This is a genomic window from Microbacterium sp. (assembly GCF_049650565.1).
Classification (GTDB): Bacteria; Actinomycetota; Actinomycetes; order Actinomycetales; family Microbacteriaceae; genus Microbacterium.
The window spans coordinates 1-10,801 of sequence record NZ_JBASAK010000091.1; the positions used below are offsets into that span (position 1 = coordinate 1).

At 65.8% G+C, this 10,801-nt stretch carries 19 protein-coding genes and 1 tRNA gene; 8 read left to right on the top strand and 12 right to left on the bottom strand.

The genetic code is table 11. The features are described 5' to 3' along the window. From WA967_RS14500 to WA967_RS14540, 9 genes are all read right to left on the bottom strand, one after another. On the bottom strand, window positions 1-185 hold a 185-nt coding region (locus WA967_RS14500), incomplete at its 3' end, for a hypothetical protein (protein ID WP_424424022.1). Between the two features lie 362 nt (window positions 186-547). Then, window positions 548-727 carry a helix-turn-helix domain-containing protein gene (locus WA967_RS14505; protein ID WP_424424024.1) on the bottom strand — a complete coding sequence of 60 codons (180 nt, stop codon included), beginning with the start codon at window positions 725-727 and terminating at the stop codon, window positions 548-550. A 29-nt stretch (window positions 728-756) separates the two neighbouring features. After that, window positions 757-1,029 (bottom strand): hypothetical protein, encoded by a 273-nt coding sequence (locus WA967_RS14510; RefSeq protein WP_424424026.1) that lies wholly within the window; start codon window positions 1,027-1,029, stop codon window positions 757-759. Continuing rightward, on the bottom strand, window positions 1,026-1,256 hold the full coding sequence (locus tag WA967_RS14515) for a hypothetical protein (protein ID WP_424424028.1): 231 nt from the start codon (window positions 1,254-1,256) through the stop codon (window positions 1,026-1,028). Before WA967_RS14515 ends, WA967_RS14510 begins: the two co-directional genes overlap by 4 nt. A 53-nt stretch (window positions 1,257-1,309) precedes the next feature. Then, window positions 1,310-1,816 (bottom strand): hypothetical protein, encoded by a 507-nt coding sequence (locus tag WA967_RS14520; RefSeq protein ID WP_424424031.1) that lies wholly within the window; start codon window positions 1,814-1,816, stop codon window positions 1,310-1,312. Next, window positions 1,788-2,501 (bottom strand): helix-turn-helix domain-containing protein, encoded by a 714-nt coding sequence (locus WA967_RS14525; RefSeq protein WP_424424034.1) that lies wholly within the window; start codon window positions 2,499-2,501, stop codon window positions 1,788-1,790. The genes WA967_RS14520 and WA967_RS14525 overlap by 29 nt, the downstream gene beginning before the upstream one ends. Beyond that, on the bottom strand, window positions 2,498-2,650 hold the full coding sequence (locus WA967_RS14530; protein ID WP_424424037.1) for a hypothetical protein: 153 nt from the start codon (window positions 2,648-2,650) through the stop codon (window positions 2,498-2,500). The genes WA967_RS14525 and WA967_RS14530 overlap by 4 nt, the downstream gene beginning before the upstream one ends. 38 nt (window positions 2,651-2,688) lie before the next feature. Beyond that, window positions 2,689-3,648, bottom strand: coding sequence for a hypothetical protein (locus tag WA967_RS14535; RefSeq protein WP_424424039.1), 960 nt, complete (start codon window positions 3,646-3,648; stop codon window positions 2,689-2,691). A gap of 98 nt (window positions 3,649-3,746) precedes the next feature. Then, the gene (locus tag WA967_RS14540; protein WP_424424041.1) at window positions 3,747-3,947 is read right to left on the bottom strand and encodes a helix-turn-helix domain-containing protein; all 201 of its coding nucleotides are present in this window, start codon (window positions 3,945-3,947) and stop codon (window positions 3,747-3,749) included. An 838-nt stretch (window positions 3,948-4,785) separates the two neighbouring features. Between WA967_RS14540 and WA967_RS14545 the strand changes: the two genes are divergently transcribed. After that, window positions 4,786-6,027 carry a tyrosine-type recombinase/integrase gene (locus WA967_RS14545; protein WP_424424043.1) on the top strand — a complete coding sequence of 414 codons (1,242 nt, stop codon included), beginning with the start codon at window positions 4,786-4,788 and terminating at the stop codon, window positions 6,025-6,027. Window positions 6,028-6,096: 69 nt separating this feature from the next. Here WA967_RS14545 and WA967_RS14550 read toward each other — a convergent pair. Beyond that, window positions 6,097-6,169: transfer RNA gene (locus WA967_RS14550), tRNA-Lys, on the bottom strand. A gap of 174 nt (window positions 6,170-6,343) precedes the next feature. Between WA967_RS14550 and WA967_RS14555 the strand changes: the two genes are divergently transcribed. Together WA967_RS14555 and WA967_RS14560 are read left to right on the top strand one after the other, a co-directional pair. Continuing rightward, window positions 6,344-7,153: an inositol monophosphatase family protein gene (locus WA967_RS14555; RefSeq protein ID WP_424424045.1), complete on the top strand. Its 810-nt coding sequence runs from the start codon at window positions 6,344-6,346 to the stop codon at window positions 7,151-7,153. Window positions 7,154-7,184: 31 nt separating this feature from the next. Beyond that, entirely contained in the window at window positions 7,185-7,757 is a 573-nt protein-coding gene (locus tag WA967_RS14560; protein ID WP_424424048.1) for a hypothetical protein, read from the top strand. A 48-nt stretch (window positions 7,758-7,805) separates the two neighbouring features. Here the strand turns inward: WA967_RS14560 and WA967_RS14565 are convergent, their stop codons facing one another. Next, window positions 7,806-8,009, bottom strand: a complete 204-nt coding sequence (locus tag WA967_RS14565) for a hypothetical protein (protein ID WP_424424050.1) — start codon at window positions 8,007-8,009, stop codon at window positions 7,806-7,808. Window positions 8,010-8,126: 117 nt separating this feature from the next. On the opposite strand from WA967_RS14565, the gene WA967_RS14570 reads away from it, so the two are divergent. Continuing rightward, window positions 8,127-8,744: a TetR/AcrR family transcriptional regulator gene (locus tag WA967_RS14570; RefSeq protein ID WP_424424053.1), complete on the top strand. Its 618-nt coding sequence runs from the start codon at window positions 8,127-8,129 to the stop codon at window positions 8,742-8,744. Between the two features lie 64 nt (window positions 8,745-8,808). After that, window positions 8,809-8,994: a hypothetical protein gene (locus WA967_RS14575; protein WP_424424054.1), complete on the top strand. Its 186-nt coding sequence runs from the start codon at window positions 8,809-8,811 to the stop codon at window positions 8,992-8,994. A 168-nt stretch (window positions 8,995-9,162) separates the two neighbouring features. Here WA967_RS14575 and WA967_RS14580 read toward each other — a convergent pair whose 3' ends face one another. Continuing rightward, entirely contained in the window at window positions 9,163-9,369 is a 207-nt protein-coding gene (locus tag WA967_RS14580; protein WP_424424056.1) for a hypothetical protein, read from the bottom strand. 306 nt (window positions 9,370-9,675) lie between these two features. On the opposite strand from WA967_RS14580, the gene WA967_RS14585 reads away from it, so the two are divergent. The 3 genes from WA967_RS14585 to WA967_RS14595 all read left to right on the top strand — a co-directional run bounded on the left by WA967_RS14585 (window position 9,676) and on the right by WA967_RS14595 (window position 10,684). Beyond that, a complete protein-coding gene (locus WA967_RS14585; RefSeq protein WP_424424058.1) occupies window positions 9,676-9,846 on the top strand; it encodes a hypothetical protein in 171 nt (56 codons plus the stop codon). A gap of 44 nt (window positions 9,847-9,890) precedes the next feature. Continuing rightward, window positions 9,891-10,268: a hypothetical protein gene (locus WA967_RS14590; RefSeq protein WP_424424060.1), complete on the top strand. Its 378-nt coding sequence runs from the start codon at window positions 9,891-9,893 to the stop codon at window positions 10,266-10,268. Between the two features lie 257 nt (window positions 10,269-10,525). After that, window positions 10,526-10,684, top strand: a complete 159-nt coding sequence (locus WA967_RS14595) for a hypothetical protein (RefSeq protein ID WP_424424063.1) — start codon at window positions 10,526-10,528, stop codon at window positions 10,682-10,684. Window positions 10,685-10,801 lie beyond the last annotated feature (117 nt).

Below are 10,801 nucleotides of genomic sequence, written 5' to 3' on the forward strand. Positions count from 1 at the left end.
ACCTCGGCGCTGATGATGCGCTGATCCTGGGAGTTGTTGCCGCCGTTGAAGAGCACGTGACTCAGCCGGTTGCGGGCGTCGCGCTCCGCGTCGAGCTGGTTGAAGGTCTGGCGGGAGATGTCGCGGAGTTCGTCAGCGATCTGCTCGACGCGCTCGGCGGCACGGTTGAATTCGAAGAGACTCATAGGGTCTTCCTCTCGGTTGAGATGGTGGGCGTGATGCCCGGATACGAAAAAGACCCCCACGATGCACGCTCGGCGGGATGGGTGCCGGGTGCATCGTGGGGGTTGTGCCCCTGCCGTGCCTGAGAACACGGGAAGGGGTGCGGTGAGGGCGTTAGCCGCGCCTGATCTCATCGCAAGAATGAGTGGGTGCGGTCGTTCTCAGGCCTGCGCAGCACACCTACCCGGCTAAGGCTCGGTGCTGCGTGGTGGGATCGTCAGACCCCACGACGGCGATCGCGTTCAGATACGCGAAAGGCGCGAACCGATTCTTCCAGCTCACGCCTATGGCGCTTAGCCTAACACACTGTTGCGTAGGCCGCGAATCACGCGGAATTCTCCTTGAAGCGGCTGGCTGCGGCGCGCTTCCGGGCCGCCGCTTCGACTTCCACCAGTTCCCCTTCGGAGACTCGCCCGAGGTGGCGCTTCAGATGCCCCTGGCGGATGTAGCGCCGGATTGTATCTTCGGAGACGCAGACCCGGCGCGCCGCTTCCGGGATCGTCATCCACCTATACGGGGTGCCGTCTGCCCATATCATGCGCCCACCGTAGCGGCGTCGGCGATCTCGGTGGCGAGTCTGATCGCTTCCGCGCGGGGTATGACGACTGGGTGTGGAGTGAGTCCACCGATGAGCACGCCGCGCTCGGTTCGCCCATCTGGCGTCGTGAGGACTGCGGGGCCGGCTCCGGCGTCGGAGCCGGCCTGAACGTTGCGCTTGTAGAACTCTGGCTTTGAGGTGAACAGCCGATCGCTGCGCGCGATGAAAGGGGATGCCAGCGGGGTGTTCCGCGGGGCTGTGGGTGTCATGTGTTCTCCTTCGGTTGGTGCTGGTTGGTGAGCGTGGCGGCGACGTTCAGGCACTGGGTGCGCCAGCGGTTCACCTGCTGCTTGGCGGTGTCGAGTGCTACCTGTAGACGCAGGATCTCCACGTGTGCCGGGGTTGGGGCGCCCGGCTCGGCCTCTTCGGCGAGCGCGGGCGCCCCGGGTAGTGGGATGCCGTGGGCGCTGAGCTGCTGCGCGTTGGCGAGTGCCACTCTCTGCCACCGTTCGACTTCACGGTGCAGGGCGTGTGACTCCTGCTCCCAGTTCAAGCCACGATCCCGCGGCGCTTGATCCTCTCGAGCCAATCGGCATCCCCCTTCCGGCGCTCGTACTCTTCGACCTTGATCCCGTGAGCGCGGCACCAGCGATCCCGAGGGTGCTCGGGATCCGCGGACGCCACGCGGGTGACGCCGTGGGGTCGCCGGACAGGCTTCGATGGGTCGCGTCTGCGGCGAGCGCGAGCGGGGCGCGGCGTAGTCGACGCCGTGGGTTTCGGTTCCCACTCAGCGGCTGCCAGCCATTCCACAGCCCATCTCGTCTGCGCCGCGGGTACGCCGACGACCGATGCCGCGTACGCGCGGGCGGCTGTCAGGATCTGCTCGGCGGTCGCGACGTGGCGTGCACGACGGTATGCCAGTTCGGCACGATGCTTGTCCTTCTTGCGTATCCACGTACGCCAAAACTCAGCCCAGTCGTCCCGCTCGACGTTGCCCAGCCCATCGAGCATGTCCGCGTCCGCGCGTTCAGAACGCGGCGTCTCTTCGTTCCTCATCGCTCCACACCCCCTTGTCTCTGTCCCGGCCTCCACCTGCTGCCCGGTAATCTCCCATCCACGTTCCGATCCATCCGTCAGCCTCTTCGCAGGTCATCGCCTCGGGGTCGTCGTGGGATGCCCAGTCGCCGATGATCGACTGCATGTGTCGGATGTACTTCTTCTGAGGTTCGGTTGCCATCGCCGTTGGGCGGCGATCTACCGGACTTTTCTTGGACGGTTCCGTAGGGACGGTTTGGGTGCAACTGGCTTCACCCGGTGGGGTGCAACCTGCTTCACCCCTAGGGGTGCAACCTGCTTCACCCCTCTCATGCCACGGGCCTGGAATGAGTTCCCCTGCTTCCGACCGATCGAACGTGACGGATCTCGGCACGTAGTGGGCTGAGGTGCGATCGCAGCGCGGCGGGCACCGCAGCAGGAACTCGTACCTGTTGGGCCTCAGGTGATCCCACATCGACGCGCGGCCACCATCCTGAAAATGGCGCCTGATCTCTCCGAGCGACTCGAGCTGCTTGATGGCGTACTGCACAGTCCGTTCGCTGGCATTCGCGTATTTCGCCAGTGTGGCCACGGACGGCCACGAGCCGCCGTCGCCGTCGTGGTTGGCTATCCCCATCAGCACGAGCTTGGTCGCCCCCTTAGCCCGCGAATGATGGAGGGCGATCGTCATCGCTTCGATGCTCACCGGCCACTCCCCCGGTTCAGACGCTTGGCGACATCCGCAGCATGCTCGATCAGCGCCAGCGCCAGCATCCTGGCCGAGTCCGGTGTGAGTTCCACCAGCTCGGGAGCCTCGAGCCGTACAGCCGGCGCGCCCTCGAACCTCCCCGACATGCTGACTTCGATCCGTTGTCCTCCGGCATAGATGGCCTTCACGCCGTCACCGTGGGAGCGTTGAGCTTGTCGCAGGTCTGCTGCATCCACTGGATGTCGTTCGCGAGTGAAGCTGCCTGACGGGAGTTCAGGCCACACGAGTCGACGGTGACGGACAGCAGCCACTTCTTCTTGTGGCGCCCCCGCCAGATAGTCAGGGTGTAGTCGTCGTTCGTTATTTCGTCGTGTTCGTGGTCCGCGCCCTCTTCGTGCCACGCAGCCGAGCACTGGATGTCGTCGCAGAACCAGATCAACGGCGATTTGTCCGAATGCACGTATGGATCGGAGTAGGGGCGACTGACCCCCAGATGAAAGGTCTGTCGATCCGCCCAGTCAGCGTGCACACGCTGCCACAGCGGCCTCACGAGCCTGTCAGCACGAGCACGATCTACATACTCTCGGAGGTACTCGAGATCCGCCACGTTCGCGCCCTTGAACAAAGTCAGCACGAACGCACGCTCACCGCCGGCAGTCGACTTGCCCTCGCCGTCCCACTTCCGAACCTGGATGGCACCGGCTTCCCTCCACCACTTGCCGTCAGGTGTCCGCCATATGCGCACCCTCTGGCCACGGCTGGTCTTGCGGACGATCAGCGGAAGGCCGCTGGCGTCGTACTTGTAGTGCTTGGCTCCCCGGAACGGATTGACGATGACCTCGGCACGGTTCGAGGGAGCATCTTCAACAGTCACACGATCGTCAGCAGCAATAGATCCGCCCGGGGCGTGCAGCGCCCGATACTTGCGCCGGGCGCGTGCCTTCTCAGCCTTGCTCTTCTCCGGCGCCACCGATTCGCTCCACACGTAGTCCTCGGGCGTGGCATCCGGCCCGTTCAACCAGTCCGCGCCAAGCTGGGCGACGCCGGCGTTTCCGAACTTCGCCAGACGCCCCGACTCACGGTCGAGCACGTCCGTCCCGGTGACGACGTAGCGCGGCTGCTCGGATCCTGCGATGATGGTCATGGTCGCTTCCTTCTGATCAGTGCTGGTTGATGGTTCGGTCTTTGCCCGCGTCAGGCTGCAACCTGTCGCGGGCTTCCTTGTGGGCGTTGGAACGACAGTCATCGAGCCATCTCCACGCGCCCGGCATCGATGTACGCCTGCACCCGAGAACGCTCGTAGCGGATCATCCGCCCGAACCGGGTGAAGTCCGGGCCACCGTGCTTCTTGTATCGCCATGCAGCGAGGGTCTGAATCGTCACGCCGAGCCAGTCGGCGACTTCGCCGGGCGTCAGCAGTTCCTTGGTAGCTGTCTTAGCCATGTGCTCCCCCTTCGGGATCATCTGATGTGGCGAGATCGGGTCGCCTACCCGTTCCCGGACGCGTGCACCGGCCTGTGCCCTACGTGATCCGGAGTTCACACCCTGGCCGGTAGCGCTGCGATGTCATCTCGACGTTGCAACGCTGGTGATCCGCACCAGAACGCTTATCCCTGTGGAGTTGCTTGCTGATCATGTTTTGTCATCACTTGATCAGTTGACGACTGTACACATACTTTCATGGCGTGTCAAAGCTTGATCAGGTACGCTCTCTACGTGCCTGATAATCGAGAGTTCGTAGAAGTTCAACCTGCGTTGCGACTTCCCGCCACGATCAGCGGATACGAAAGCGCCGACAACACTGACGAACCGTTCCACCTGCGCTTCATGTGCACCTATCAGCCCGCGTCAGGTCGGTACGAGATCGATGAGGTTCATGTAATCCGACGCGGGCAAGATCATGAACCCGTCACGTCAGCCGGACTCCGGCGCGTCCGCGCTCAAGAGTGGATCCGCCGGAGCGGTGAGCGGTACATCCGCGGCATTGACGACGGATGGCGCCCAGCCACGAACTCGCTCCCCCGCCCACGCTCGGAGAGCGAGTACAGGGATGCCGCCCGCGAGTATGTCGCAGCCCGCGTCATGGGGGATCCGCCACTCGAGCGAGTCGCCCATGTCTACGGAGTGAGCAAGCCGACTGCAACCCGGATCGTCGCCGAGGCACGCGAACGGGGGTTCTCCACTGATGGCTAGGGCATGGATCACAGACCGCCACACGGGCGCACGGTGGCGCGTGAATTGGAAGGATGCGGATCTGAAGCGCCGCAGCCAGTCCTTCGATATGCGAGACGATGCTGAGGCTCACGCGGACAGCATCGGCGACGGTGCCGCAGTCGTGGACGCCTGGCGCGGGTCGCGGTGGCGGGTCGACTGGTACGAGCAGCAGCCGGACGGGTCGAAGAAGCTGCGCGCGAAGATGTTCCGCACGAAGCCACTCGCCGCCGAATTCCTCGCGAAAGTCGAGCACGACATCCGGTCTGGCACGTACCGCCCATTGCACGAGGGCAAGCGCACTCTCGGAGCCGTGGTCAAGCTGTGGATGGAGAGCAAGCGCAGCACGAAGGGTGCCACGAGGCACGCGTACGAGCAGGATATCCGCGTGTGGATCGACCCACGATGGAAGGGCGTAGCGATCGGCAGCATCACTCGCCAGGACATCGAGACGTGGGTGAGCGCGCTCTATGCCGGCACGGCGCCACGCGCCTACAGGATTGAATTCAAGGGCGATCGGGCCGGCCTCGGCGCCTCACGGGTGCGCCGGCTGTACTCGATCGTTTCTGCGGCACTGTCATACGCGGCAACGCACGAGTGGATTCCAACCAACGTTGCTCAGGGCATCGAGCTGGACAGCCGCGAGAGAGCCGAGCAGGTGTTCCTGAGCATCCCGGAGCTTGAAGCGCTCGCTGAGGGCGCACAGCGCGGCGTAGACCGCGTTCTGATCCTGTTCCTCGGATACGTCGGCGTGCGGATCGGAGAGGCGGCGGCGCTGCGCGTGGCAGATGTCGATCTGACAACGCGCCGGGCGCGGATCCGTTCAACGGTCACGCTCGATGCCAAAGGTCGCGGAACGGTCGGGGCGCCGAAGACAGGGCAGGCACGCACCGTGCCGATCCCGAAGTTCCTCACCAGTGAGCTGAGGCCGCTGCTCAAGGGTCGGGAGGATGATGACTGGGTGTTCCGCAGCAAGCGCGGTGCTCGCATCGATGTGCACAACTGGCGCCGCCGCGCGTGGGCAGATGCACTCGAACGCGCCGGCGCGGGGAAGAACTCGGCACTCGGCGAGTTGGGTCTGACTCCGCACAAGCTGCGGCACACTGCGGCATCCCTGGCGATCGCCTCGGGTGCTGATGTGAAGGTGGTGCAGACGATGCTCGGACATGCTGACGCCTCGGAGACGCTGAACACCTACGGGCACCTGTTCCCGGATCGGCTCGATGAGGTGACAGACCGGCTCGAGAAGGCCCGCCGCAAGGCGCTGAAGCCGAAGAAGAAGGGCAAGCAGAAGCCGAAGCATCATGACTGATACATGTCTGCACGGAAAATACAGAACCGGCCCTGATCAAAACTTACCTGATCAGAGCCGGTTTCTCCGTGCACCCCCAGGGACTTGAACCCTGAACCCATTGATTAAGAGTCAATTGCTCTGCCGATTGAGCTAGAGGTGCGTGGCCCGGGACGCATCCCCGGCCGAGGAATTACATTACCAGCGGCGCCGGGCCGTGCCAAATCGTTCTCTGATCCCGGGCGCGTTGCCCGGGAACCGGCCAGACCCGCGCATCGTTCTGAGACCGATATGCGATCCGCCGTAACGGGCGAGAACCCCGGACTATCCTGTTCAGGTGACCGCTCCCCTCACCGCCACAGACCTCAGCGCCGACCTCGCGCTGGCGCTGCGTCTGGCCGACGCGGCCGATGCGCAGTCCCTTCCGCGCTTCGACGCGGCCGACCTGCAGGTGTCCCTCAAGGCAGACCATTCGCACGTCACAGATGCCGACCTCGCCACCGAGCGGGCCATCCGGGAGATCCTGCACGCGGAGCGCCCGGGTGACGGCATCCTCGGCGAGGAGTACGGCACCGAGGGCGACGCGAGCCGCCAGTGGATCATCGATCCCATCGACGGAACGGCGAACTTCCTGCGCGGCGTGCCGCTCTGGGGCACCATGATCGCCCTCGCCGTCGATGGGGATCCGCAGGTGGGCGTGGTCAGCATGCCCGCCCTCGGACGCCGCTGGTGGGCATCCGCCGGCAACGGGTCGTGGACCGCCACGAGCGGTGGCCCCCGCCGCATATCCGTGTCGGGCGTCGACTCCCTCGACGACGCCAGCGTGAGCTTCCAGAGCATCGCCCAGTGGGCGGATGCCGGGAGGCTGCCCGAGCTGCTCGCGGTGGCCGATCGGGTCTGGCGCGACCGTGCCTATGGCGACATCTTCAGCTACATGCTGCTGGCCGAGGGCCGGCTGGACATGGTCGCCGAGTTCGACGTCAAACCGTACGACATCGCGGCAGCCGTCCCCATCGTCCGCGAGGCCGGCGGGCGGATGACCTCCTTCGACGGCGAGGACACGCTGTCCGCGCTGTCGGCACTGGCCACCAACGGCATCCTGCACGGCTCATTCCTGTCCCTGTTCCGCGACGTGCCGCGCTCCTGAGCGCTGCACGCATCCCTCCCCCACGGATCACATGAAAACGCGACTCCCCCTCGCTGCCTGCGCGTTGCTGGCCGCACTCTCGCTCGCCGCTTGCAGCGGTTCGACGCCCCCGCCCGCCACCCCGTCATCGAGCGAGAAGCCCGCCCAGACGCCGAAGGCCACCGTCGCGACTCAGCCCCCAGACGACGCCTCGCCCCCGCCGACCGCCGCACCCACCTGCGACACCATCATCACCAAGGGCACGGTCGAGGCGCTGAAATCGCAGGGCTGGACATCGAAGCAGCAGGAGTTCCAGATCGGCGACGTCCTGGTCACCGGCGGCCTGGAGTGCCTGTGGGCGGACTTCAGCACAGCATCCGACCACGGCCAGATGTACGCGTGGGGCCCGCTGGACCCCGCCAAGGCGCGCACGGCGCAGGCGGGTCTGCAGGCCGACGGCTGGGTGCGCTCCAACAAGGGAGATTCGGTCTTCTACACCGAGGATCCGGACTACGCGATCGCGAAGGACGACGACGGCTTCGGGATGACCTACGAGTTCGGAGACGGCTGGGTGAAGTTCTCGGACACCAAGCAGGGACTTGTCCTCATCACCTGGGTTCCGTGACGCCGAGGCGCCACGAGGCGGTGCCGTGCTGAGCGCGGCACCGGGCGATCACTTGTCGCCGCGCTGCTTGTTCCAGTTATCGGAGCGGCGGGTGGCGGAACCGCGCTGGCGCATCCCGTATGCGAGGGCGAGGCTCACCAGGATGATGCCTGCGGAGAAGACGAAGCCCTGACCCTCCGGAACGTTCCAGGCGAGCCCGAACAGGTAGAACCCGCCCAGGAACAGAACCATGAACACGATGAAGTCGACCACGTCGAACGCCTCTCGATCGTCGGATAACTACTCCATCCTAGTCGAGTCGGGGCCCGCGCCCACGACGGAATCGAGCCGGCGCGGGGCTAGATTTGATCGCATGACGAGGATGACGCGATGACGAGCACCCCTGGCGGCGTCCGCCGTGGGCGCCCGGGCCATGATCGGGCCGACATCATCCGCGCCGGCGTCGAGCTTTTCAACGAGCAGGGCTACGACGCCACCTCCGTCTCCGACCTGACCGGGCGCCTGGGCCTCAGCAAGGCCGCGCTGTACCACCATGTCGACTCCAAGGAGCAGATCCTGCAGGTCGCGCTGGAGGACGCTCTGGGCGGCCTGGAGCATGCGCTGGACGATGCCCTTCAGCATCCCACCGCCTCGGAGCGGCTGACGGCGATCATCCGCGGTGCCGTTCTGGTGCTCACCGAACGCCAACCTCAGGTGACGCTGCTGCTGCGTCTGCGCGGCAACAGCGACATCGAGACCGCGGCGCTCGCGCGCAGGCGCCGCTTCGACCACACCGTGACCGATCTCGTGCGCGCCGCGCAGTCCGAGGGACTCGTGAGACAGGATCTGGATGCCGGAGTCGCGACGCGCCTGATCTTCGGCATGATCAACTCGCTCGTGGAGTGGTACCGCGCCGACGGCCCCGTCGAACCGGAGCACCTGGCCGACGACGTCCTCGCCGTCGCGCTGAGCGGCCTCGCGCCGCGGCCGCGGTTCGCGCGGGCATAGTCTGGGAGCCGTGCTCACAGGTCGAATCCGTCCCTCCGAAACCCGAACCCTCGATCTCCCGCCGATGGACCTGACCGATCTCATCCGCGAGGTCTACGCCGCCACTCCCGAGGGCTGGGATGTGAAGGACGCGCGCACGCAGACCATCTACCGGATCGCGCCGATCGAGGAGATCACCGCGGAGACCCGCGAAGCCCTCGACGCGCAGATCCCCGAGGGATGGATGCTGCTGAGCATCATGGTCGACTGACGCGGTCGCAGGACGACCTGCGGAGTCGGGAGCTCCAAACGCGCGGGATGCAAGGGTGCACCCCGCCCGGCACGCGGCGGTCCCGGTGGGCTCAGCCTCCTGACCGACGACGAAACCGCCCCACCCTCCGAGGAAGATGGGGCGGTTCTCATGCACTCCGCGGCATGGTCAGTCGCGGAGGTTCTCCTTGGCGTCGTTGCGGGCCTTCACGGAATCGCGTTCCGCTTCGGCCTTCTTGACCTCGGCGTCGGCCTTGACCTCGTCGGCCTTGTCCTTCACCCGGTCGACGGCGTCCTCGACGGCGCGTCCGGCCTGCTTCGCGGCCTCGCCGATGGTCTCTTTCGCATCTTCGAAAATGCCCATGGCATCCCCCATTCGTTGATTGGATGCGCCAGGATACACGAGGTTCCGAACGGCAAGCTGAACGCAGAAGTGCCGGCCCGCTCCCCATCCGTCAGGGGTGAGAGCGGGGTGACGGGCGGCGGGTTCGGTCAGCGGCAGTCTCGAATCCTCCTTCGGGGTACGAACTGGCGATCGGCGGTGCCGGTACTCCGAACCTCGGCGGCGGGGGTGCGCTGTCACACCCCGCCGGGACAGTCGCGCGAGCACCGCGGAGCAGCAGTGCGGCAGGCGTGGCACCTGGGGTATCCATCGGAGGTTGCGCGGCGTAGCGTGGGCAGCATGTGGACCGTACTCGTCATTCTGCTGGTCGCGTGGGCCGTGCTCTCGGTCGTCGGCTTCGCGATCAAAGGTCTGCTCTGGTTGGCGATCATCGGAATCGTCCTGTTCGTCGGGACCGTGATCTTCGGGCTTGTGCGGAACCGCGCAGGCAAGGGTCGAACTGAGACCTGAGCACGCCCCCGCCGGCTCACGACGGGATGATGAAGGAGCACGCCATGTCCGTTGGAGATCGAATCACGTCGGCGTCCGAGGGTGCCTCCCACCTCACGCAACGGGTGGTGGATGCAGTTGAGAAGAAGGTCAACGACCTCACCGGTGCTGTCGAAGACGCTACCGCGGCGACGGCGAAGAAGGTGCGTGACATTGCCGGGAACAACGATCCCCAGCCCGGTGAGGAGGCGGACGGGGCCGCTGATGATGAGGACCGTGACGCGTCCGAGCACTGGGCCGACGATGGGGGTCGAGTGTCGCGGCGGGTCGCCCCTCCGGGAGCGGTGCCCCCGGAAGCGCAAGCGAGAACCAGCGGCGAAGCCCGGGCGCGGTCCCTGAAGCCGAAGCACATTCCGAGCCAGTCACCGGACGCGCGGGGCTGACCGCTTCACTGCGGGTCATCCACGGGTCGCGCAGGCATGAAGAAACCCCCGCGTTCGCTGCTCTCGTAAGGGAACGCGGGGGTTGATCTCCGTGACAACGGCTGGTGGAGCTGGGGGGAATCGAACTATGCCGACGCCCGCTTGGACACGTCCTACCCGCGAGATTACGCGGCGGGAGCGACGGTGATCGGCGTGATTGACGGTGCATGACCAGGAGGATGTGGGCAAAATGTGGGCACGCGCGTAGGGTCGTGCGGGTGGATGATCTGGACTTCGCGCAGCCGACGTGCCCGCGCGACGGGACCGTGCTGCGCGCGGAGCATGACGGCTTCGTGTGCGCGTGCGGGTACCGGATGCCCTACGACGACGTGGAGGTGCCGCCAGAGTTCGACGGGCCCAGCATCCAGGGCGGTTAACACTTCACGCGGATGGGACGGTGGCCGCGGATGAACTCGGCATCGCTGCAGGCGCCCGTGCCGCCGTCGAAGGTCTCCCATCTGGCTCGGCCACGGTGCACGCCGGTGAGGATGACG

Excerpts from the sequence above, each read along its gene's own strand:
- WA967_RS14505 (WP_424424024.1), bottom strand. The coding sequence starts at position 727 with ATGACGATCCCGGAAGCGGCGCGCCGGGTCTGCGTCTCCGAAGATACA.
- WA967_RS14510 (WP_424424026.1), bottom strand. The coding sequence starts at position 1,029 with ATGACACCCACAGCCCCGCGGAACACCCCGCTGGCATCCCCTTTCATC.
- WA967_RS14520 (WP_424424031.1), bottom strand. The coding sequence starts at position 1,816 with ATGAGGAACGAAGAGACGCCGCGTTCTGAACGCGCGGACGCGGACATG.
- WA967_RS14530 (WP_424424037.1), bottom strand. The coding sequence starts at position 2,650 with ATGTCGGGGAGGTTCGAGGGCGCGCCGGCTGTACGGCTCGAGGCTCCC.
- WA967_RS14535 (WP_424424039.1), bottom strand. The coding sequence starts at position 3,648 with ATGACCATCATCGCAGGATCCGAGCAGCCGCGCTACGTCGTCACCGGG.
- WA967_RS14540 (WP_424424041.1), bottom strand. The coding sequence starts at position 3,947 with ATGGCTAAGACAGCTACCAAGGAACTGCTGACGCCCGGCGAAGTCGCC.
- WA967_RS14545 (WP_424424043.1), top strand. The coding sequence starts at position 4,786 with ATGCGAGACGATGCTGAGGCTCACGCGGACAGCATCGGCGACGGTGCC.
- WA967_RS14560 (WP_424424048.1), top strand. The coding sequence starts at position 7,185 with ATGAAAACGCGACTCCCCCTCGCTGCCTGCGCGTTGCTGGCCGCACTC.
- WA967_RS14570 (WP_424424053.1), top strand. The coding sequence starts at position 8,127 with ATGACGAGCACCCCTGGCGGCGTCCGCCGTGGGCGCCCGGGCCATGAT.
- WA967_RS14575 (WP_424424054.1), top strand. The coding sequence starts at position 8,809 with ATGGACCTGACCGATCTCATCCGCGAGGTCTACGCCGCCACTCCCGAG.
- WA967_RS14580 (WP_424424056.1), bottom strand. The coding sequence starts at position 9,369 with ATGGGGGATGCCATGGGCATTTTCGAAGATGCGAAAGAGACCATCGGC.
- WA967_RS14585 (WP_424424058.1), top strand. The coding sequence starts at position 9,676 with ATGTGGACCGTACTCGTCATTCTGCTGGTCGCGTGGGCCGTGCTCTCG.
- WA967_RS14590 (WP_424424060.1), top strand. The coding sequence starts at position 9,891 with ATGTCCGTTGGAGATCGAATCACGTCGGCGTCCGAGGGTGCCTCCCAC.